The 19,073-nt window shown below is 63.8% G+C and carries 21 protein-coding genes; 12 read left to right on the top strand and 9 right to left on the bottom strand.

Annotated features, from left to right (window positions below):
* Positions 1-32 precede the first annotated feature (32 nt).
* Positions 33-2,195, bottom strand: coding sequence for a methylmalonyl-CoA mutase (scpA, locus tag ACO06O_RS03145; RefSeq protein ID WP_421876184.1), 2,163 nt, complete (start codon positions 2,193-2,195; stop codon positions 33-35).
* 333 nt (positions 2,196-2,528) lie between these two features.
* Between scpA and ACO06O_RS03150 the strand changes: the two genes are divergently transcribed.
* On the top strand, positions 2,529-3,278 hold the full coding sequence (locus tag ACO06O_RS03150) for a prephenate dehydrogenase/arogenate dehydrogenase family protein (protein ID WP_421876186.1): 750 nt from the start codon (positions 2,529-2,531) through the stop codon (positions 3,276-3,278).
* 112 nt (positions 3,279-3,390) lie between these two features.
* A complete protein-coding gene (locus tag ACO06O_RS03155) occupies positions 3,391-3,849 on the top strand; it encodes a DUF4168 domain-containing protein (protein WP_421876188.1) in 459 nt (152 codons plus the stop codon).
* 10 nt (positions 3,850-3,859) lie between these two features.
* Here the strand turns inward: ACO06O_RS03155 and ACO06O_RS03160 are convergent, their stop codons facing one another.
* Positions 3,860-5,269: an amidase gene (locus ACO06O_RS03160; RefSeq protein WP_421876190.1), complete on the bottom strand. Its 1,410-nt coding sequence runs from the start codon at positions 5,267-5,269 to the stop codon at positions 3,860-3,862.
* Between the two features lie 108 nt (positions 5,270-5,377).
* Here ACO06O_RS03160 and eutB point away from each other — a divergent pair, with 108 nt between their 5' ends.
* The 10 genes from eutB (at position 5,378) to ACO06O_RS03210 (ending at position 14,597) form a co-directional block, all read left to right on the top strand.
* The gene (gene eutB / locus ACO06O_RS03165; RefSeq protein WP_421876192.1) at positions 5,378-6,397 is read left to right on the top strand and encodes a hydroxyectoine utilization dehydratase EutB; all 1,020 of its coding nucleotides are present in this window, start codon (positions 5,378-5,380) and stop codon (positions 6,395-6,397) included.
* A gap of 15 nt (positions 6,398-6,412) precedes the next feature.
* The gene (locus tag ACO06O_RS03170) at positions 6,413-7,405 is read left to right on the top strand and encodes a cyclodeaminase (protein WP_421876194.1); all 993 of its coding nucleotides are present in this window, start codon (positions 6,413-6,415) and stop codon (positions 7,403-7,405) included.
* 151 nt (positions 7,406-7,556) lie between these two features.
* Positions 7,557-8,543: a precorrin-2 dehydrogenase/sirohydrochlorin ferrochelatase family protein gene (locus tag ACO06O_RS03175; RefSeq protein WP_421876196.1), complete on the top strand. Its 987-nt coding sequence runs from the start codon at positions 7,557-7,559 to the stop codon at positions 8,541-8,543.
* A gap of 20 nt (positions 8,544-8,563) precedes the next feature.
* Positions 8,564-8,884, top strand: a complete 321-nt coding sequence (locus tag ACO06O_RS03180; protein WP_420418153.1) for a DUF2849 domain-containing protein — start codon at positions 8,564-8,566, stop codon at positions 8,882-8,884.
* 3 nt (positions 8,885-8,887) lie between these two features.
* Positions 8,888-10,558 carry a nitrite/sulfite reductase gene (locus tag ACO06O_RS03185; RefSeq protein ID WP_421876198.1) on the top strand — a complete coding sequence of 557 codons (1,671 nt, stop codon included), beginning with the start codon at positions 8,888-8,890 and terminating at the stop codon, positions 10,556-10,558.
* 19 nt (positions 10,559-10,577) lie between these two features.
* Positions 10,578-11,087 carry a DUF934 domain-containing protein gene (locus ACO06O_RS03190; protein WP_421876200.1) on the top strand — a complete coding sequence of 170 codons (510 nt, stop codon included), beginning with the start codon at positions 10,578-10,580 and terminating at the stop codon, positions 11,085-11,087.
* A 59-nt stretch (positions 11,088-11,146) separates the two neighbouring features.
* Positions 11,147-11,524 carry a hypothetical protein gene (locus tag ACO06O_RS03195; RefSeq protein WP_420418156.1) on the top strand — a complete coding sequence of 126 codons (378 nt, stop codon included), beginning with the start codon at positions 11,147-11,149 and terminating at the stop codon, positions 11,522-11,524.
* Between the two features lie 69 nt (positions 11,525-11,593).
* The gene (locus ACO06O_RS03200; protein WP_421876202.1) at positions 11,594-12,139 is read left to right on the top strand and encodes a cupredoxin domain-containing protein; all 546 of its coding nucleotides are present in this window, start codon (positions 11,594-11,596) and stop codon (positions 12,137-12,139) included.
* A 34-nt stretch (positions 12,140-12,173) separates the two neighbouring features.
* Complete coding sequence (locus ACO06O_RS03205; protein WP_421876204.1) at positions 12,174-13,886, top strand: copper resistance system multicopper oxidase; 1,713 nt, start codon at positions 12,174-12,176, stop codon at positions 13,884-13,886.
* A gap of 3 nt (positions 13,887-13,889) precedes the next feature.
* Positions 13,890-14,597, top strand: a complete 708-nt coding sequence (locus ACO06O_RS03210) for a copper resistance protein B (protein WP_421876206.1) — start codon at positions 13,890-13,892, stop codon at positions 14,595-14,597.
* A 55-nt stretch (positions 14,598-14,652) separates the two neighbouring features.
* Here the strand turns inward: ACO06O_RS03210 and ACO06O_RS03215 are convergent, their stop codons facing one another.
* The 7 genes from ACO06O_RS03215 to ACO06O_RS03245 form a co-directional block, all read right to left on the bottom strand.
* Entirely contained in the window at positions 14,653-15,477 is an 825-nt protein-coding gene (locus ACO06O_RS03215; RefSeq protein WP_421876209.1) for an SAM-dependent methyltransferase, read from the bottom strand.
* An 83-nt stretch (positions 15,478-15,560) separates the two neighbouring features.
* Positions 15,561-16,352 carry a hypothetical protein gene (locus ACO06O_RS03220; RefSeq protein ID WP_421876211.1) on the bottom strand — a complete coding sequence of 264 codons (792 nt, stop codon included), beginning with the start codon at positions 16,350-16,352 and terminating at the stop codon, positions 15,561-15,563.
* 105 nt (positions 16,353-16,457) lie between these two features.
* Positions 16,458-16,949, bottom strand: coding sequence for a hypothetical protein (locus ACO06O_RS03225; RefSeq protein ID WP_421876213.1), 492 nt, complete (start codon positions 16,947-16,949; stop codon positions 16,458-16,460).
* A 90-nt stretch (positions 16,950-17,039) separates the two neighbouring features.
* On the bottom strand, positions 17,040-17,864 hold the full coding sequence (locus ACO06O_RS03230) for an isocitrate lyase/PEP mutase family protein (RefSeq protein ID WP_421876215.1): 825 nt from the start codon (positions 17,862-17,864) through the stop codon (positions 17,040-17,042).
* Positions 17,861-18,451, bottom strand: a complete 591-nt coding sequence (locus tag ACO06O_RS03235) for a GNAT family N-acetyltransferase (RefSeq protein ID WP_421876217.1) — start codon at positions 18,449-18,451, stop codon at positions 17,861-17,863. The genes ACO06O_RS03230 and ACO06O_RS03235 overlap by 4 nt, the downstream gene beginning before the upstream one ends.
* Positions 18,444-18,896 (bottom strand): hypothetical protein, encoded by a 453-nt coding sequence (locus ACO06O_RS03240; protein WP_421876219.1) that lies wholly within the window; start codon positions 18,894-18,896, stop codon positions 18,444-18,446. The genes ACO06O_RS03235 and ACO06O_RS03240 overlap by 8 nt, the downstream gene beginning before the upstream one ends.
* Entirely contained in the window at positions 18,889-19,071 is a 183-nt protein-coding gene (locus ACO06O_RS03245) for a hypothetical protein (RefSeq protein ID WP_421876221.1), read from the bottom strand. Before ACO06O_RS03245 ends, ACO06O_RS03240 begins: the two co-directional genes overlap by 8 nt.
* Between the last annotated feature and the right edge of the window lie 2 nt (positions 19,072-19,073).

The raw sequence follows: 19,073 nt of genomic DNA on the forward strand, positions 1-19,073 counted from the left end.
TCTCCCTCGGGGAGAGGGGGTGGGGTGAGGGCCTACTCCGCTGCCTGCGCCGCCACCGCCTTTTCGATCAGCTGCAGGATCTCGCCTGCCGCCGCCGGGATGTTGGTGCCGGGGCCGTAGATGGCCGAGGCGCCGGCTTTCAGGAGGAAATCGTAGTCCTGGGGCGGGATGACGCCGCCGCAGATGACGAGGATGTCACCGGCATCCTGGGCCTTAAGCGCGTCGATCAGCTGCGGGACAAGGGTCTTGTGGCCGGCGGCCTGGCTGGAGACGCCGATGACGTGGACGTCGGCCTCGATGGCCTGGTTCGCGGCCTCTTCCGGGGTCTGGAACAGGGGGCCGATATCGACGTCGAAGCCGATATCCGCGAAGGCGGTGGCGATGACCTTGGCGCCGCGGTCGTGGCCGTCCTGGCCCATCTTGACCACCAGCATGCGCGGGCGGCGGCCCTGGCGTTCGACGAAGCCTTCGATGTCTTTCTGAATCTGCATGAAACCTGCATCCCCTTCATAGGCGGAGCCGTAGACGCCGGTGATGGAGCGGATCACGGCGCGGTGCCGGGTGAAGGCCTTTTCCATCGCGTCGGAGATTTCGCCGACCGTGGCGCGGGCGCGCGTCGCCTTGACCGACAGGTCCAGCAGATTGCCCTCGCCGCTTTCGGCCGCCTTGGTGATGGCGTCCAGCGCGGTGCGGCAGGCGGCCTCGTCGCGGGTTTCGCGGATCTTCTTCAGGCGCGCGACCTGGCCTTCGCGGACCTTGGAATTGTCGATGTCCAGAACGTCGATCTGGTCCTTCTCCGCCGGGCGGTACTTGTTGACGCCGACGATGGTTTCCTCGCCCCGGTCGATGCGGGCCTGGCGGGCGGCGGCGCTTTCCTCGATCTTCATCTTCGGCCAGCCGGTATCGACGGCCTTGGTCATGCCGCCCATCGCCTCGACCTCGTCGATCAGCTTGCGCGCCTCGGCGATCATCTCGCCGGTCAGGCTTTCGACATAATAGGAGCCGGCCAACGGATCGACGGTCTTCGTGATATGCGTCTCTTCCTGCAGGATCAGCTGCGTGTTGCGGGCGATCCGGGCGGAGAAATCGGTCGGCAGGCCGACCGCCTCGTCAAAGGCGTTGGTATGCAGCGACTGCGTCCCGCCCAGGGCGGCGGCCAGCGCCTCCACGGCGGTGCGCACGACGTTGTTATAGGGATCCTGCTCCGTCAGGGACCAGCCCGAGGTCTGACAATGGGTCCGCAGCATCAGCGAGCGCGGATCCTTCGGCTGGAAATGCTTTTCCATCAGATCGGCCCACAGGAAGCGCGCGGCGCGCAGCTTTGCGACCTCCATGAAGAAGTTCATGCCGATGCAAAAGAAGAAGCTGAGGCGCGGCGCGAATTTGTCGACATCCAGCCCCTTGGCCTGGGCGGCGCGGACATATTCCAGCCCGTCGGCCAGCGTGAAGGCCAGTTCCTGGGTCAGGGTCGCCCCGGCCTCTTGCATGTGATAGCCGGAAATCGAGATCGAATTGAACCGCGGCATGTGCTCGGCGGTATACTCGATGATGTCGGCGACGATGCGCATCGACGGGTCCGGCGGGTAGATATAGGTGTTCCGGACCATGAACTCCTTGAGGATGTCGTTCTGGATCGTGCCGGACAGTTTTTCCGGCCCGACGCCCTGTTCCTCGGCGGCGACGATATAGCCCGCCAGCACCGGCAGCACCGCGCCGTTCATGGTCATCGAGACCGACATTTCGTCCAGCGGGATCTGGTCGAACAGGATCTTCATATCCTCGACGCTGTCGATCGCCACGCCGGCCTTGCCGACATCGCCGACGACGCGGGGATGGTCGCTGTCATAGCCCCGGTGGGTCGCCAGGTCGAAGGCAACGGACAGGCCTTTCTGACCGGCGGCCAGGTTGCGCTTGTAGAAGGCGTTGGAATCTTCGGCGGTGGAGAAACCGGCATACTGGCGCACGGTCCAGGGACGCCCGACATACATCGACGCCTTCGGTCCGCGCGTAAACGGCGCGAAGCCGGGCAGCGAGCCGGTATGTTCCAGCCCTTCCAGATCGGCCTCGGAATACAGCGGCTTGATGCCGATGCCTTCCGGCGATTGCCAGGTCATATCGGCGGCGGTCTTGCCCTTGGATTCCTTCTCCAGCAGGGCTTCCCAATCCGCCAGAGTCTTCTTGCCGAACTCGGCCATGGCGTTCCACTCCCTTTATCGGCCCGTTTCCGGCCTCGTTTGTTGGCCATCAGCCTCTTGTTCCGTCATTCCGGCAAAAGCCGGAATCCTGGGCTGTCCGCAACCAACCTGCATGCCCTCCCGAACCCCGGCTCGCAGGGATGACCGGAAAGGCGTGCGTCGAGGATCGGCACAAACCGATCCAACCTTACTTCCACGAAACCCAATCATACCGCACTGCAAAACCGTGAGTCCAACGCTTCCATCATCACGCTTGGGACGTCGCAGACCGGTTGCCTATCCCCGACGGAACCGATAAGCACCCTGGATTCGATTTCAGCGGGTATCGGGACGGTGGCGACTTTCACCCTAGGCATATTGGGATACGGGCATTTCGGGGCCTTTCTGCATCGCATGGCGGAACGGTTCGTCCCGGACGTGACCGTGCGCGTCCATACCCGCAGCCGCAAGCCAGGTGACGGCGTCTTCACGACATTCGAAGAAGCGGTGGACAGCGACGCGTTGCTGCTCTGCGTTCCGATCGGCGTCTATGAAGAGACGCTGCACGCGATCAAGGATCTGCTGCGGCCGGAAACGATCCTGATCGACGTTGCGACGGTGAAACGCCATACCGGCGATCTGATCCGGGCCATCGTGCCGGGGCAGCCGCATATCTGCACCCATCCGATGTTCGGGCCGGAGAGCTACACCAAGCAGGGCGGCGACGTGACCGGGTTCCGGATCGTCATCACCGAAACCAACCTGCCCGACGCGACGGTCGAACCGATCCGCAGCATGCTGCGCCGGGAAGGCTTCGACATTGTCGAAAAGACCGCCGACGAGCACGACCGCGAATTGGCGGAGACGCTGTTCCTGACCCATTATGTCGGTCAGGTCATTGCGCGGGGCGGGTTCGAGCGCACGGAAATCGACACGGTATCCTTCGGCTTCCTGATGGATGCGGTCGACAGCGTGCGCCACGACACCCGCCTGTTCGAAGAGGTCTGCCGCTTCAATTCCTATTGCGAGGAAGTGGTCCGCCGCTTCGACCGCAGCGAGCGGGACGTCAAGGAACGGCTGCTGAACCTGCCCCCGTCGGCCTAGTACACATAGGCAGTCCGGGAACTTTTTCGGTCCTTTTTGCATCTTCCTGATAGACGGCCCCGGTTTCCGGCATGTGCCGCGCCGGGCGTCCGATGACAGAGAAGAGGACGCGATGACCAGCATGACCCACGCGATAGCACAACTTCCGCCCGCCCCGACCCGCGCCGATTGGAAGGCCTTGGCCGTCGCCGGCGCCTTGGCTCTGGCGGTCGTGCCCGCCCTTGTGCCGGCCGGTTCGGCCACGGCCTATTCCTGGAAATCCTACAGCGGCGCCGGCATGGACAGCGCCGAAAACACAATCCCGGTCCAGGCGAAGGACGCGGTCACGGACGACAGCCTGAAATCCTTCAAGACCGCCAAGGCGACGGTGATGGCCATCAAGGACGAATGGCAGAACCGCGTCGAACGCGGTGAGGTCGATCCGGAGGATGAGACGGCCCAGGAGGTCGTACGCATCCAGATGACCGCAACGATCGAACAGAACGGCCTGAGCGTCGACGAGTACAACCGCATCGACAAGGCGCTGAAATCAGATGAGGAACTGCGCCAGCGCTATCACGAAATGCCGTGAGGGCGTGGCGCTATTCCGCGACCGGGACGGCGACGACCGGCCGGTCGACGGGCGGATTGCGTTCCCAGACGCGCAGGCCGCGTTCCACCGCCTCGGCCGCTTCCAGTACTTTGCGGTCGCTGCCGGGCGGGCCGACGATCTGCAGGCCGATGGGCAGCCCCGCCTCGGTGAAGCCGCCGGGGACGGAGGCGGTCGGCAGATCCAGGGCCGGGCTGATATAGACCGTTCCCCAATCGTAATCGTCATGGGCGACCTCCTCCGGCCGGAAGGCGGTGCCGCTGGTCGTCGGCCAGCAGATCAGGTCGTAGCGCGTGAAGAAGTCCGCCAGGATATGCCAGGCTTTCACTCGCGCAGCATAGGCCCGCTCCATCTCATACCCCGTCATGTGACGGGACTGGGCGACCAGGTCCAGGATGTCGTGGCCCAGTTCCAGACCGTATTCATCGACGGCCCAACCGGCATATTCGGCCGCGCAGAGCGCCCGGAAGACCGGCTGGCTGCGCGCCATGAAGGCGACATTGGGGTCGTCTTCCGAGACCGCCGCCCCGGCATCGGACAGGGCGTCCGCGCAAGGTGACAGCGCCCGCGTCACCGCCGGGTCGATGGTGAAGGATGCCGATCCGACGGAAAAGGCGATCCGCATGCCCGCCAGATCCCCGCTCAGCGGCGCGGCGAATTCCTCCGGCCCGAAAGGCGGGGCGATGGGGCTGCGCGGATCTCGGCCCGACACGACTGACAGCATCAGCCGCAGATCGTCGACCCTGCGCGCCATCGGCCCCATGACATGCAGCCGGTCGAATGGCGCAACGCTGGGCACCTTGGGCACCACACCTGTCGACGGGCGGTAGCCCGCGACATTGCACCAGGACGCCGGAATGCGGGTCGACCCGCCCAGATCGGTGCCGTCGGCCAACGGCACCAGATCCAGCGCCAGCGCCGCGCCGGCACCGCCCGAACTCGACCCCGCCGTCCGGTCCAGCGCATAGGGATTACGCGTCCGGCCCCACAGGGCGTTGTCGGTATCCGCCCCGAAGGCGAATTCCGGCATGTTGGTCTTGCCGACGACGATGGCGCCCGCCGCCTTCATCCGCTGGACATGCAGGCTGTCCGTGTCGGGCCAATTGTTGCGCAGGGCCGCTGCGCCATAGGTCGTGCGGAACCCAGCGACGTCGAAATTGTCTTTGATGGCGACCGGCACGCCGAACAGGGCGCCTTCGGCACGCCCCGCCGCGCGGTCGGCATCCGCCGCCTCGGCCGCGCGCATCGCGGCGTCCAGATCCATCTGGATGATCGCATTGACCCGGCCGTTTAGGCGCCGGATCCGGTCGGTGAAAGCCGTCATCACCTCGGCGCAGGTCAGGTCGCCGCCGCGCATCCGCGCCGCCAGTTCACCGGCTGACAATCGGGTTATGCCATCCATTTTTTCCGTCCGTCCCCCAAGAGTACGACCGCCGCGCAGTAGCACCGATCCCGATTGGCGGCAATTGCCGAAAACCCGTTCCGGTCGTCTTGTCCCATCGGCTGGCGCATGCTTAATCTGCGCGCCATGACCGACGCACATATCTCCATTGCCGATATCGAAGCCGCGCAGGCGAAAATCCGCCCGCATGTGCTTCGCGCGCCCCTTGTCCCCGCCTTTCCCCTGTCCGACGCGGTCGGCGGGGAAGTTCGGTTGAAACTGGAAATGCTGCAGGCGACCGGCGCCTTCAAATTGCGCGGTGCGACCAATGCGATCTTGTCGCTTAGCGACGCGGATCGTGCCCGGGGCGTCGTCACCTGCTCCACCGGCAATCACGGCCGCGGCGTGGCCTATGCCGCGCATCTGCAGGGTGTGCGCGCGGTCATCTGCATGTCCGAATTGGTGCCGCAGGTGAAGATCGACGGCATCAAGCGGTTCGGTGGCGAGGTCCGCATCATCGGCAAGAGCCAGGACGAGGCCGAAGTCGAGGCGATGCGTCTGATGCGCGACGAGGGCCTGATCTATATCTCGCCCTTCGATCACGAACATGTCGTCGCCGGTCAGGGCACGATCGGTCTGGAACTGGTCGAGGACTGGGCGGAAATGGACATGGTCGTCGTCCCCCTGTCGGGAGGCGGCCTGTTGGCCGGGATCGCGGCGGCGGTCAAGGCCAAGCGCCCGTCGGCGCGGATGATCGGCGTCACGATGGAGCGCGGCCCGGCGATGTATGATAGTCTGCGCGCCGGAAAGCCGGTCGAAGTGGTCGAGGAGCCGACCCTGGCGGATTCGCTGGGCGGCGGCATCGGACTGGATAATGCCCATACCTTCGCGATGGTCCGCGATCTGGTCGACGAGACGGTGCTGGTCAGCGAGACGGAGATCGCAGCCGCGATGCGGGCGCTGTACCGCGACCAGCAGATCGTCTGCGAAGGCGGGGCGGCGGTCGGCGTCGCGGCGCTGCTGACCGGTAAGATCGATGCGAAGGACCGGCACACGGCCGTTATCGTCAGCGGCCGGAATGTCGATATGGATATCTTTACGCGGATCGTGAACGGCGAGGATGTCGACCTTGCCAAGGAACGCCGCTGACCGAAGGGGACCGCCATGCAGGAAGTTCTGATTCTGAACGAGAACGAATTGCGTCAGGCGATCACGCTGGACATGACGGCGGTGGACCTGGTCGCGGACGCTTTCGCGAAACTGTCCGCCGGATCGGTCGTCATGCCGCCGATTCTGCGCATGGACATGGAAGACAAGAATGCCGAGGTCGACGTCAAGACGGCCTATGTCCCCGGCCTGGACGGGTTCGCGATCAAGGTCAGCCCCGGCTTTTTCGACAATCCGAAGAAAGGCCTGTCGACGACCAGCGGCCTGATGGTCGTGCATGACGCCGATACCGGGGTGGTCCGTGCGGTGCTGCTGGACAATGGATACCTGACCGACGTGCGTACCGCCGCGGCGGGCGCGGTCGCCGCGCGCTGCCTGGCCGTGAAGAATGCCAGCCGAGCGGCCGTGATCGGCACCGGGCTTCAGGCACGCCTGCAAATGCAGGCGCTGGCCCTGGTCCGTCCGATCGAGACGGTCACCGTCTGGGGCCGGGACGCCGAAAAGGCAGCCGGCTGCGCCGAGGATATCGAATGGTCGACCTCGCTGAAGACCCGGGTCGCGGACAGCATCGAAGAGGCCCTGGCCGACGCACAGATCGCCGTCACGACGACGCCCAGCCGGGAACCGCTGATCGATTCCACCATGCTGCATCCGGGCCTGCATATCACCGCCATGGGCTCCGACGCGGAGCACAAGAACGAACTGGCGCCCAGCGTCATCGCGGAAGCCGACCTGTTCGTTTGTGATAAGCACGAGCAATCGGCGCGGCTGGGTGAGTTGCACCACGCCGTCGGCGCCGGGCTGGTGCCCGAGGACATGCCCGTTACCGAACTGGGCCATCTGGTCGCCGGCACTCGCCCGGGCCGCCCATCCGACGAGGCCGTCACGGTCTGCGACCTGACCGGCACCGGCGCCCAGGACACCGCCATCGCGACCTATGCCCTGGCCGTCGCGCTGGAAAACGGCTTCGGCACGCGCATTACCAACTGACCTGCGATCACGCACCCCCGCTTGTGCCGCGGACGATGTGAATTTCGTCCGCCAATTCCGCATGCAAGTGTGGACATATTTATAATTCACACCTATATTACGTCTAAATAGTTTTTCACACATTTCCTTGTGTGAATTAAGCGAATGGAGCGTGAGCGATATCATGGACGTGTTCCCGTCCTTCTGGCGCCTGGAGAACAGAAGCGTGATCGTCGTCGGCGGGGCCGACGCGGCGATCCGTAAGCTGCGTCTGCTCGCCCGCACGCACGCCCGGATCGCCGTCTTCGCCGACAACCCGGCGGATGAGATTTCCACGCTGGAAGACGAAGGCCGGATCACGCTGCACCGCCGCGCCCTGACCGAAACGGACATTGTGGACGACGTGGCCTTTGCCGTTGTCGCAACCGAGCACGACAATATCGCGGAACAGTCGGTAGACCTGCTGCGCGCCGCGCGCATTCCGGTCAATGCCGTCGACCGGACCGAATTGTGCGATTTCCTGATCCCGTCCATCGTCGACCGAAATCCGGTCGTGATCGGTATTGCCACGGGTGGGGCCGCCCCGATCCTGGCGCGCAACGTCCGTGAGACCCTGGAAGCCCTCCTGCCCGCCCGTTTGGGCAATCTGGCGGCTTTTGCCCGGAAGTTCCGCGGCGCGGTTTCCGCGACCCTGTCGGACGGCAAGGCCCGGAAGGCATTCTGGGAAGGCTTCTTCACCGGCCCGGTTGCACAACAGGTCCTGAACGGCGACGAGGCCGGGGCGAATGACGCCATGCTGACGGCCCTGAACCGGCGCGCCAGCAGCCACCGTCCGCAGGGCGCGGTAACCCTGATCGAAGTCGATGCCGACGCGACCGACCTGTTGAGCCTGCGCGCGTTGCGGCACATGCAGCGGGCGGATGTGATCCTGCACCGTGCCGATGCCGCTGCGGCGCTGCTTGAACTGACCCGCCGCGACGCCGATCGTGCCGAATGGACCCGTGCCGGCCATGCCGTCGAAACCGCCGCCCGCCAAGCCGAACAAGGCCTGTCGGTGGTCGTCATCGGCCCCTCCGGCAGCCTGCCTGAAACCCGTCACGAAACCCTGCGCCACGGCGCGGTCCCGGACCGGCGTCCGGCCGCTCTGGCCGCCGTTTGAGCCATCGGAGGAATTCGGCGATGAGCCTGAAAGCCCTGAAAGCAAACCGACTGATTGATGGCGAAGCCGTTTGGCTGACCGAAGCCGGCGGCTGGTCCGACCGCGTTTCCGCCGCCCGCACCGAAGGCGATGCCGAAGGCCATGCCGCGCTGGAACAGATCGGCGTCCAGGCCACGGCCGACTCCATCGTCGTGAATGCCGAACTGATCGATGTCGAAATCCGCGACGGCGCGCCGGTCCCGACCAAATTGAAGGAGCGTATCCGCGCCCTGGGCCCGACAGTCCGCCTCGACCTCGGCAAGCAGTCCGAGCCGAAATCACGCCTGCAAGAGGTTGCGTAAGCCATGTACCGTTACGATGAATTCGATGCCCAATTGGTCCAGGAACGGGTCGCCCAGTTCCGCGGACAGGTCGCCCGCCGCGTCGCCGGGGAAATGACCGAGGACGAGTTCAAGCCGCTGCGCCTGATGAACGGCCTGTATCTGCAGATCCACGCCTATATGCTGCGCGTCGCCATCCCCTATGGCACGTTCAATGCGCCGCAGATGCGCAAGCTGGCCCATATCGCCCGTGTCTATGACAAGGGCTATGGCCATTTCACCACGCGCCAGAACATTCAGTACAACTGGATCACGCTGGAACAGACGCCGGATATCCTGGAGGAACTGGCATCGGTTGAGATGCATGCCATCCAGACCTCGGGCAACTGCATCCGCAACACGACGGCCGATCCCTATGCCGGCGCCGCCGTGGACGAGCATGAGGACCCGCGCATCTGGGCCGAAATCATCCGGCAATGGTCCAGCTTCCACCCGGAATTCAGCTTCCTGCCGCGCAAGTTCAAGATCGCCGTGACCGGCGCCGAGAACGACCGCGCCGCCGTGCGGGTGCACGATATCGGCCTGGTCATCGTGCGCAACGATGCGGGCGAAGTCGGCTTCAAGGTGATGGTCGGCGGCGGCCAGGGCCGGACCCCGATGATCGCCAAGACGATCCGCGAATTCGTGCCCAAGGACAATCTGCTATCCTATCTGGAAGCCGTGCTGCGCGTCTACAACATGCTCGGCCGCCGGGACAACAAGTACAAGGCGCGGATCAAGATCCTGGTCCATGAAGTCGGTGTCGAGGAAGTCACCCGACTGGTCGAGGCCGAATGGGAGGCGATGAAGAAGGAAACCTCCGTCGACCTGCCGGCCGAGGAGCGCGACCGTATCGCCGCCTATTTCGCGCCGCCCGCTTTCGAGACGCTGGCCGATACCGATACCGGTTTCGAAGCCCGCAAGTTCGAAGACCGCGACTTCCGCCATTGGGTCCGCACCAATGTGAAACCGCACCGTCAGGCGGGCTATGCCATCGTCGATATCTCGCTGAAACCGACCGGCGGCATTCCGGGCGACATCACCGCCGACCAGATGGACGCGGTCGCCGATATCGCCGAGGACTATGCGGTGGACAGCGAAATCCGGGCAACCTATCAGCAGAACCTGGTGCTGCCGCATGTCCGGCTGCAGGACCTGCCCGCCGTCTACGACCGTCTGGTCGAAGCGGGCCTGGCGACCGGCAATATCGGGCTGGCCGGCGATATCATCGCCTGCCCGGGCCTGGATTATTGCGACCTGGCCAATGCCCGGTCGATCCCGGTCTCCCAGGCGATTTCGGAACGCTTTGCCGACCTGAACCGGCAATACGATATCGGCCCGCTGGAAATCAAAATCTCCGGCTGCATCAACGCCTGCGGCCATCACCATGTCGGCCATATCGGCATTCTGGGCGTCGACCGGAAGGGCGAGGAGCATTACCAGCTGACGCTCGGCGGCCGTGCCGACGATGCCGCCGCCATCGGCAAGATCACCGGCCCCGGCTTCAGCGCCGACGGCATCGTCGACGCGGTGGAAACCGTGGTCGAAACCTATCTGACGCTGCGCCTCGACCCGGCGGAGCGCTTCATCGACACGCTCGAGCGCCTGGGGTTCCAGCCGTTCAAGGAGCGGCTGTACGGCGCCAAGGCCGCCTGACCGGAAGGAGACCCCAGACATGGCTCTTATCAAAAACGGCACCCAGGTTTCGGATCAGTGGATCACGGCCGATGACGACACGCCGGTCCAGGCCGACATCCCGACCATCGTCAGCTACAAGCGTTTCCTGGCGGAGCGCGAGACCCTGGTGCGCAGCCGCGCCGAACTGGGCGTGAAAGTGTCGCCGGGCGAGGATGTAACCGCCCTGGAACGCGATCTGCCGCGCCTTCAGGTTATCGCCCTGGACTTCCCGAAATTCACCGACGGCCGGTCCTACAGCGCCGCGCGCATCCTGCGTCAGCGCCTCGGCTTCGAAGGCGAAATCCGCGCCACGGGCGATGTCCTGCGCGACCAGTATCTGTTCATGCAGCGCGCCGGTTTCGACAGCTATGAGGTCAATGACGGTGTCGAGGCGCGGCAATGGCTGGATGCGGTACGGGAATTCTCGCACTACTACCAGCCCGCCCCGAACGGCACGTCGGCCGTCTGGGCCCGCCGTCACGCGCATCTGGCAGCGGCGGCGGAGTAAGGCCGGCCCCCCGTTTCAAAGAAATCGCCAAAGGTTCCAGTGGGTGGAATCTTGACGCGGTGCGCCGACAGTTCAATATTCCGCCCATGCTGAAGCGGTTCAGGCAAATTCTGTCGTCTTTTCTCGTCGCGGGGATGATCCTGCTGACGACCGGCGGACTGGGCCTTGCCACTGCTAAGGTCGATGCCCATGCCGGGCACGGCACCGCTGAAACCACACATATGGCGGCGGACCACGCCAGCGACGCGATCGACGCGCATTGCGCCGGCCATGGCTGGGATTGCCTTGTAACGGCCAATCACTGTAACTCGACCGCGTTGCAGGAACCGCAGTTTCCTGCGGAAGCCGCGTTTTCCGGCACTGCGGCGTATCATGTCACGCTGTCCGCGATGCGCGGAACCTTCCTTACGGCCGACAATCCCCCTCCAAGATCCTGATTCGCGTTCCTTTCCGCGGAAACCCGTTTCCGCTCAGTCGAACACGATTCAAATCTATGGAGTCACACGATGACCTTTTCCGTGAAGAACACCGTCGCCGCCGCTTTCGGCCTGTCCGCTCTCCTTGCCGTCTCCCCCGCCTTTGCCGCCGGGGAGCATGGCGGCGGACATGGCGCGATGATCGGTCAGCCGGGCGATCCGTCGGCGGTCAGCCGCACGATCGAAATCACCATGGGCGACAACTACTACGAGCCCGAAGAAATCGAGATCAAGGAAGGCGAAACCGTGCGTTTCGTCGTCACCAATAACGGTGAGTTCGTGCACGAGTTCAACATCGCCACGGCGGAACTGCACAAGGCGCATCAGCCCGAAATGATGATGATGATGGAACACGGCGTCCTGGAAGGTGACCGCATCAACTGGGAAGCGGCGAAGGCCATGCAGGAATCCATGGGTCACGGCATGCATGAAGAGCCGAACAGCATTCTTCTGGAACCGGGTCAGACGGCGGAAATCGTCTGGCAATTCCCGGATCACGCCGACCTGGAATTCGCCTGCAACGTGCCCGGCCATTACGGTGCGGGCATGGTCGGACCGATCAAGCTGTCTCATTGATCGGGCCTTTCGGCACTGAATCGGGAAATTCAAGATGACATTCACAACCGTGATCCGGGCGCTTGCGCTCGGATCCGGCCTGATCGCGCTGCCGTTGGGCTGCGCGACGGCCGGGGAATACGACCTGACCGTGGACCGTGTCACAATCGACACAGGGTCCTTCACTCGCCAGGGCATCGGCTACAACGGGGCATCGCCCGGACCGGTCCTGCGCTTCAAGGAGGGCGAGGAGGTCACGATCAACGTGACCAACAATCTGGATGAGCCGACCTCGATCCATTGGCACGGCCTGATCCTGCCGTTCGAACAGGATGGCGTGCCGGGCATCAGCTATGACGGGATCGCCCCGGGCGAAACCTTCACCTACCGGTTCCCCATCGTTCAGGCCGGAACCTATTGGTTCCACAGCCACACCGACTTCCAGGAGCCGGACGGCGCCTACGGCGCGATCGTCATCGAACCGAAGGGTCGCGAACCGTTTCGGTTCGACCGCGAATATGTGGTCCAATTGACCGACGCCCACCCGCATACCGGCCATCGGATCATGCGGAACCTGAAAATGATGCCGGACTATTACAACCGACAGCAACGGACCTTCCTGGATTTTCTGGCCGACAGCGAAAAGGACGGCATGCAGGCCGCACTGGCGGACCGTTCCGCCTGGGGCGACATGCGCATGATGCCGACCGACATCGAAGATCTGCAGGGATACGACCCGTTGATCAACGGCAAGAGCGCCGAGCAGAACTGGACCGGCCTGTTCACGCCGGGCGAGCGGGTCCGCCTGCGCTTCATCAATTCCTCCGCGATGACCTATTTCGACGTCCGCATTCCCGGTCTGGAAATGACCGTCGTCCAGGCGGACGGCAACAATGTGCAACCCGTGCCCGTCGACGAATTCCGGATCGCGGTGGCCGAAACCTATGACGTCATCGTGAAACCGACCGAGGATCGCGCCTATACGATCTTCGCGGAATCGATGGGGCGCACCGCCTATGGCCGCGGCACATTGGCTCCGCGCGAAGGCATGGCCGGCCCCATCCCGGACCTGCGCCAGCCGCCGTTGCTGACGATGGCGGATATGGGCATGGCGCATGAAGGCATGGATCACGCGGCCATGGGCCATGGCGCCGCTGAGGGCGGCACCCATACCATGGCGGACGGGACCGTCATGCAGGGCATGGCACACGGCGCGATGGAGGGTATGGACCACAGCGCCCATGCCGGCATGCAGGGACCTGCCGCCGATCCGTTCTATGCCCCGGGCAGCGGTCTGGCGCCACGGGCGGCCAATGACGGAAAATTCCTGTCCTATGCCGACCTGAAGGCCCAGAAGCCGCTCTACAAGGACCGCGAGGCGACCCGTGAAATCGAGATCCGTCTGACCGGCAATATGGAGCGCTATATCTGGTCGCTGAACGGTGTGAAATACGATGATGCCGATCCGATCGTCCTGCAATACGGCGAGCGGGTGCGGTTCAAATTCGTCAACGAGACGATGATGACGCATCCGATGCACCTGCACGGGATGTGGTCGATCCTCGACAATGGCAGCGGCAAATTCGATCCGGTCAAACATGTGATCAGCGTGTCGCCCGGCACCACGGTCTTCATGGAAACGGAGGTCGATGCGCCCGGCCAATGGGCCTTCCATTGCCACCTGTCCTATCACGCCGACAGCGGGATGTTCCGCAAGGTGATCGTAGAAGGCGGTCCCGTTGCCGATGCCAAGCAGGGAGAGGGCTGACCGATGAAGAAAACCATCGCATTCTTGTCGACCCTGGCCGCCTTGGGCGCCTTGCCGGCCGGTACGACACTGGCCGAACCCATCGTCTGGGGTGTTCAGGTGGAGCAATTGGAACACCGCCTGGGCGAGGCCAGCGGCAACATCTTGGCCTGGGATTTCGACGCCTTCGTCGGAAACGACGATCTGAAACTCGTTTGGCGCAGCGAGGCGGAATACGAAACGGGCCCGGGTCAGTTCGAGGCCTTGGAGAACCAGGCACGGCTGCAGTTTCCGGTCTCGGACTTTTTCGACGGCGTCATGGGAGTCCGTGTGGAAAATCCAAAAAGCTACGACAGGGTCGATTTTGTTGCCGGCCTGCATGGGCTGACCAAGCAATGGTTCGAAATCGATGCCGACCTGTTCCTGTCGCAGCACCCTTCCGCGCGGTTCGAAATCGAGTATGAGGGGTTAATCACCAACCGGATCACATTGACCCCGAGCTTCGAAGTGGACCTGCCCTTTACCGATGATTCCGAAAAGGATGTCGGTGCGTGGGGCATGAAAACGGAGATCGGCGCCCGGTTAAGCTATGATTTGGTCGATCGCTTGTTTTCCCCCTATATCGGGGTCCATTACGAGCGCAGTTTCGGCGAGACCGAGAGAATCCTCTCGGCGGAGGGAGAAGCCAGTGAATCGGTCTATCTGGTGACCGGAATGAAAATTATGTTCTGACATGGCCGGCGGGGCCGAAATCCGCTTCGGCCCCGCCGGTCCATTAAGACGTCCCTCAACCCATCCGGCAGCGGCACACGATCACCCCCACGCGCATCGCACCCGAAGACAGATTGTGCAGCAGGTTCGGCGCGATTTCCGCGAAAACCGGGCCCAGCACGAGGTGCAGGCCCAAGGGCGGCGTCCCCCCGGCCGATTGGGCCTTTTCCGCTGCCTTGGTCATGAAGGCCGCGGCCTTCTCCGTATCGTCGTCTCGGTCCACGATCTCGAACCCCGCCGAGGACAGAGCGTCTTCGACCAGGTCCCGCCGTTCCAGTTGGCTGTCCGCCGCCGTATCGGCCCAGGGCATCGGATAGCGGGGCGCGGGTCCGTCGCCCCGGAACATGTCATAGACGATGAAAGGTGCCCCCGGCTTCAGGCGCCGCCGGATGGCGCGATAGAAGCCTTCCTTGTCCTGAACATTCATCCCGACATGAATGGTCCAGGCGCCGTCATAGATGCCATCGTGATCGGCGACGTCCTGGCATTGGAAATCGGTCGTATCGGCCAGACCGACCCGGTGGCTGAGTTCGGTTGCGATCTCGCAATAGCTGGCCGAAAGGTCGAGGCCGGTGACCCGGTAGCCCTTCTGTTTCGCCAGCGCGCGCGCCGGACCGCCCAGCCCCGACCCGACATCCAGAAAGCGCGCGCCCGGCGGCAGGTCCAACCGGTCCAACAGCATCTTCGTCGCCATCGGTCCGCGAATGTGAAACTCGTCGACCGCCGCCAATGCCTCCGGCGCACCGCCCATGGCCTGCCAGCCCGCCAGGATACGCTCCAGCGCCCCCGCCTTCTCGTAATGCGCCAGCATTCGGTCGCGGTTTGCCTGATCAGTCGTCATAACCTTCTCCATCTGGATGACAAAGGCCGTCCATAATCATGGAGAATCCATGCGATCCAAACGGTCAAGACGGAGAGGCGCCGCTAGAGATAGTTGCGCCACGTCCTCGTTTCCTTGGACCGGAAGTATTTCGAGCTCGAGATGTAATTGTAGGTCTTGAGCTCCGAAACGTAGACCGGAATACCGAGTTCGATATCGTAAAGAACAACGCCTGCCCCGGACATTTCCGTTTCGACAGAGCTCGCCGTTGTCTCATTCGAGAACTGGTAGGATATCGCCAGTGCAGGCCGTGACCTATAGGTAGTCTTCCCATCCACACGGGATTCGATCCTTACACCGAGTTTGCCGATCAACCCCGTCGTCGACCTCTCGACAAAAAAGGCATCGCCGACCGAAAACTGATGGGACGCCGGCCGGAACGCGGCGATGTATTCCTGGAACAGTGAAAAGGTCTCGTCCAAATCATCCAGTCCCGGCCCACCAATGACGGGCCTTACCCGCCGCACACTGTCCACGCGACGCATCCGAACGACAATCTCGACCGGATCGGCCAGGAACTCGTCGTTATCGTACCCTTCCAGATCGGCTTCCTCGAACCGATAGTTCCAGCGAACCTCATTCGGAGTCACCGTGCCGACGACACTGCCATGGACCGTGTATTCAAAGCCCCGTCGGAAGGGAATATTGGAACCGGTCACGATCACTTTGCCGTCGATCTTTACCCGCGCTTCCGCGAACGGTGCGATGGAAACGGCAATTGGGTCGCTGAAAACAGTTACTTCCGCAGGATAGGCCAGCGACTTAGCCAGCGACGGTTTCATCCAGTAGCTTGGTTCCGGGGTCTTGCAGGCTGCGAGGAGCGCAAGCACGGCCATAAAAGATATCAATTGTTTCAAGACCGCCCCCGACAAGAATCGCCCGGAAGGACATTAACAATCGGGGGCTGACCGGGCAACCGACGCGGATTGGCAGGAAATTGCCTATCGCGGCATACGGGTAACGGCGACACGACCGAGGATGCCCAGGGCGCGTGTCGCGCGGGTGACGCCGTTCAGGTCGGACCGGCCGACGGAACGCGCCAGATGGTTCTGCCAGTCGGCGATGATGTTGCGGGCGGACCCCGCCTCGCCCACCGGATAGCCCCGTCCGCGCGGACCGCGCAGCAGCAGGGCTTGTTCGCTGCGATCGATGGCGCGGCCGGCCAGCATCAGTTCGGTCATGTCGACCAGTTCGTTCGGCGTCAGGAACCGCGGATCATAGCGGTCGCCGACCATCAGATAGGTCGCTTCCAGACTGACCGATATGCGATCGTCGCCCAGGGGCGGCGGTTCCGGCAGGCGGCTTTTTGCCGACCGGCGCGTCTTGCCCGGCGGCTGGGACCGCAGGATGCGCGCGCCGCGCGACAGGACGCTGCCCGGGCTTTCCCCCACGCCGTCATCCCGTATCGGATCCAGAAAAGAATTCAGCTTCATACCTGCAACGCCTCCGCATGGTTAATAAGCAAGAGGCGTGCCATTGCAGAGACTGCGGAAAATCGCGAAAAATCCGGGTTAATGAGGTAGTTACCGCCGGAAGAACCGTTCCAGGCTGGCGAAATCCATCGCGTCGGCGGCAAAGGTGAACAGACCCTGCTCCCGGACCTCCCGCGCCGCCCGGACCAGCCCGCCATAGACCAGGCGCGCGAAAGCGGAACCGACGCTGATCCGCGCCACCCCGGCCTCAGCCAATTGCGCCAGGGTGAAGACGGCGCCCGGCATGCCCATGACCACATTCACCGGCACCGAAACCGAGCGGCAAACCAGGTGGATCGACGCCAGATCGCGCAACCCGGGCGCATAGACCACATCGGCGCCGGCGGCTTCAAAGGCCTGCAGGCGGCGGATCACCTTGTCCAGGTCGCGGCCGCCCCATAGCAAGCTTTCGCAGCGCGCGGTCAGGATGAAATCGGGCGACACGGCATGCGCCGCCTCCACCGCCGCCGCGATGCGTTCGACCGCCAGCCCCTCATCGAAAATCGGATCGTCGGGATCGCCGGTATGGTCTTCGATGGAACAGCCGGCGAGGCCGATTCCGCCCGCTAGGCGCACCGTCTCCGCGACGCCATCGGGCGTATCGGCAAAGCCTTTCTCCAGATCGGCGGAAACCGGCAGCGGGGTCGCGCCGACCAGCATCCGGCAATGATCCAGCGCCGCATCCCGGCTGATCGCGCCCTCGCATTCGCCCATCGTGAAGGCCATCCCCGCGCTGGTCGAAGCCAGCGCCTCGAAGCCGAGGCCCTGCAGGATGCGGGAGGAGCCCACATCCCACGGATTGGGGATCAGCAGCGGTATTCCCCGCCGGTGCAGCGCCCGGAACCGTGCGCGTTTTTCTGCCACTGGGTCGCTCATGCCAGCATCCTTCGCATGATGGGGCGGGTCTCGGAGGGCCGCGCCACTTCTTCATATCCGGCGCGGCGGAATGATTCCGCCAGGCCGGTCCAGGCATAGACGGCGGGATAGTTCGGCACGGCGGGGTCGACGGGATAACCCTCGACCGCCGGACCGCCGCGCCGGCGCACGAAATCCGCCGCGCCTTCCAACAGGGTCACCGACAGGCCTTGCCGCCGGTGCGACTTGGCGACGGTCAGACAGGACACCGACCAGACCGCCAGATCGTCCAGCGGTTTGAACAGGCGCGACCGGTCCAGATAGGGATAGGCGGGCCGAGGCGCGATGGCGCACCAACCGACCGCCCGATCCCCATCGAAGGCCAGAATGCCTGGCGGATCCCCGTCGAACAGCGCCCTCATCGCATCCCGGTTGGCATCGCCCTTCCCGGCATCGAAGGCCTTGCGGTCCAGGCGCCATAACATGCACCAACAGCCGCCGGACCCGCCCTTTTTCGGCCCCATCAGTTCGACGAAGGCCTCCCAATGCGCCGGACCCGCATCGCGCAGGTCCAGGGATGATTGATCGGGCCCGGATTTTTCAGGCATCGGATTTCTTCCAATCGCCGGTCGTGTTCCACCACCGGTGCGGATTGTCGCTGTCGTCCAGACCCTTGGAGCGGCTGACGAGGCTTTCCTGAACCTTGATCACCGGTTCCTGATAGCTGTGCACCTGAAACACCGTTTCCACCACCTGCTCCAGCATGCCCGGATCGGGCGCCATTTCGAAACTGATCTCGACCACGCCCGGTCGTTCCCGCACCGCGCTCTCGGCCCCCGCCGCCGCCCCGGGCAACGGACGATAACGTTCCGTGCCGGTTGCAGTGACGAAAACATTATTATCATAAGGACCCTGGGTCAGGGGCGTGACGGACGTCACATGCTCCATGATTCTTGCGATATCCTCTGACGGGGCCTGAATGGTGACGGTCCAGAACCGCCGCATTTCGACCGAGCGCGTTTCGAATGTCCGGAGCGCCGCAGCTTCAATCATAGCGAACCCCCAGCTGCAGCAGTTCGAACCCGGTGATCTCAAACTCATACAGGCCGCTGCCATCCGGCTTCTGGGCGCGGGCGGTCAAGGTGCCGTCCTCGGCATAGAAGACCGCATGGGCGGTGTGCAGGGCGCGGTAGCAATGGGTTCCGTCCGGATACAGGTATTTGATCATCG

Source organism: Pacificispira sp., assembly GCF_965228185.1.
Classification (GTDB): domain Bacteria; phylum Pseudomonadota; class Alphaproteobacteria; order UBA8366; family Aestuariispiraceae; genus Pacificispira.

Excerpts from the sequence above, each read along its gene's own strand:
- scpA (WP_421876184.1), bottom strand. The coding sequence starts at position 2,195 with ATGGCCGAGTTCGGCAAGAAGACTCTGGCGGATTGGGAAGCCCTGCTG.
- ACO06O_RS03155 (WP_421876188.1), top strand. The coding sequence starts at position 3,391 with ATGACCAGCATGACCCACGCGATAGCACAACTTCCGCCCGCCCCGACC.
- ACO06O_RS03160 (WP_421876190.1), bottom strand. The coding sequence starts at position 5,269 with ATGGATGGCATAACCCGATTGTCAGCCGGTGAACTGGCGGCGCGGATG.
- eutB (WP_421876192.1), top strand. The coding sequence starts at position 5,378 with ATGCTTAATCTGCGCGCCATGACCGACGCACATATCTCCATTGCCGAT.
- ACO06O_RS03170 (WP_421876194.1), top strand. The coding sequence starts at position 6,413 with ATGCAGGAAGTTCTGATTCTGAACGAGAACGAATTGCGTCAGGCGATC.
- ACO06O_RS03180 (WP_420418153.1), top strand. The coding sequence starts at position 8,564 with ATGAGCCTGAAAGCCCTGAAAGCAAACCGACTGATTGATGGCGAAGCC.
- ACO06O_RS03185 (WP_421876198.1), top strand. The coding sequence starts at position 8,888 with ATGTACCGTTACGATGAATTCGATGCCCAATTGGTCCAGGAACGGGTC.
- ACO06O_RS03190 (WP_421876200.1), top strand. The coding sequence starts at position 10,578 with ATGGCTCTTATCAAAAACGGCACCCAGGTTTCGGATCAGTGGATCACG.
- ACO06O_RS03200 (WP_421876202.1), top strand. The coding sequence starts at position 11,594 with ATGACCTTTTCCGTGAAGAACACCGTCGCCGCCGCTTTCGGCCTGTCC.
- ACO06O_RS03205 (WP_421876204.1), top strand. The coding sequence starts at position 12,174 with ATGACATTCACAACCGTGATCCGGGCGCTTGCGCTCGGATCCGGCCTG.
- ACO06O_RS03210 (WP_421876206.1), top strand. The coding sequence starts at position 13,890 with ATGAAGAAAACCATCGCATTCTTGTCGACCCTGGCCGCCTTGGGCGCC.
- ACO06O_RS03215 (WP_421876209.1), bottom strand. The coding sequence starts at position 15,477 with ATGACGACTGATCAGGCAAACCGCGACCGAATGCTGGCGCATTACGAG.
- ACO06O_RS03220 (WP_421876211.1), bottom strand. The coding sequence starts at position 16,352 with ATGGCCGTGCTTGCGCTCCTCGCAGCCTGCAAGACCCCGGAACCAAGC.
- ACO06O_RS03225 (WP_421876213.1), bottom strand. The coding sequence starts at position 16,949 with ATGAAGCTGAATTCTTTTCTGGATCCGATACGGGATGACGGCGTGGGG.
- ACO06O_RS03230 (WP_421876215.1), bottom strand. The coding sequence starts at position 17,864 with ATGAGCGACCCAGTGGCAGAAAAACGCGCACGGTTCCGGGCGCTGCAC.
- ACO06O_RS03235 (WP_421876217.1), bottom strand. The coding sequence starts at position 18,451 with ATGCCTGAAAAATCCGGGCCCGATCAATCATCCCTGGACCTGCGCGAT.
- ACO06O_RS03240 (WP_421876219.1), bottom strand. The coding sequence starts at position 18,896 with ATGATTGAAGCTGCGGCGCTCCGGACATTCGAAACGCGCTCGGTCGAA.
- ACO06O_RS03245 (WP_421876221.1), bottom strand. The coding sequence starts at position 19,071 with ATGATCAAATACCTGTATCCGGACGGAACCCATTGCTACCGCGCCCTG.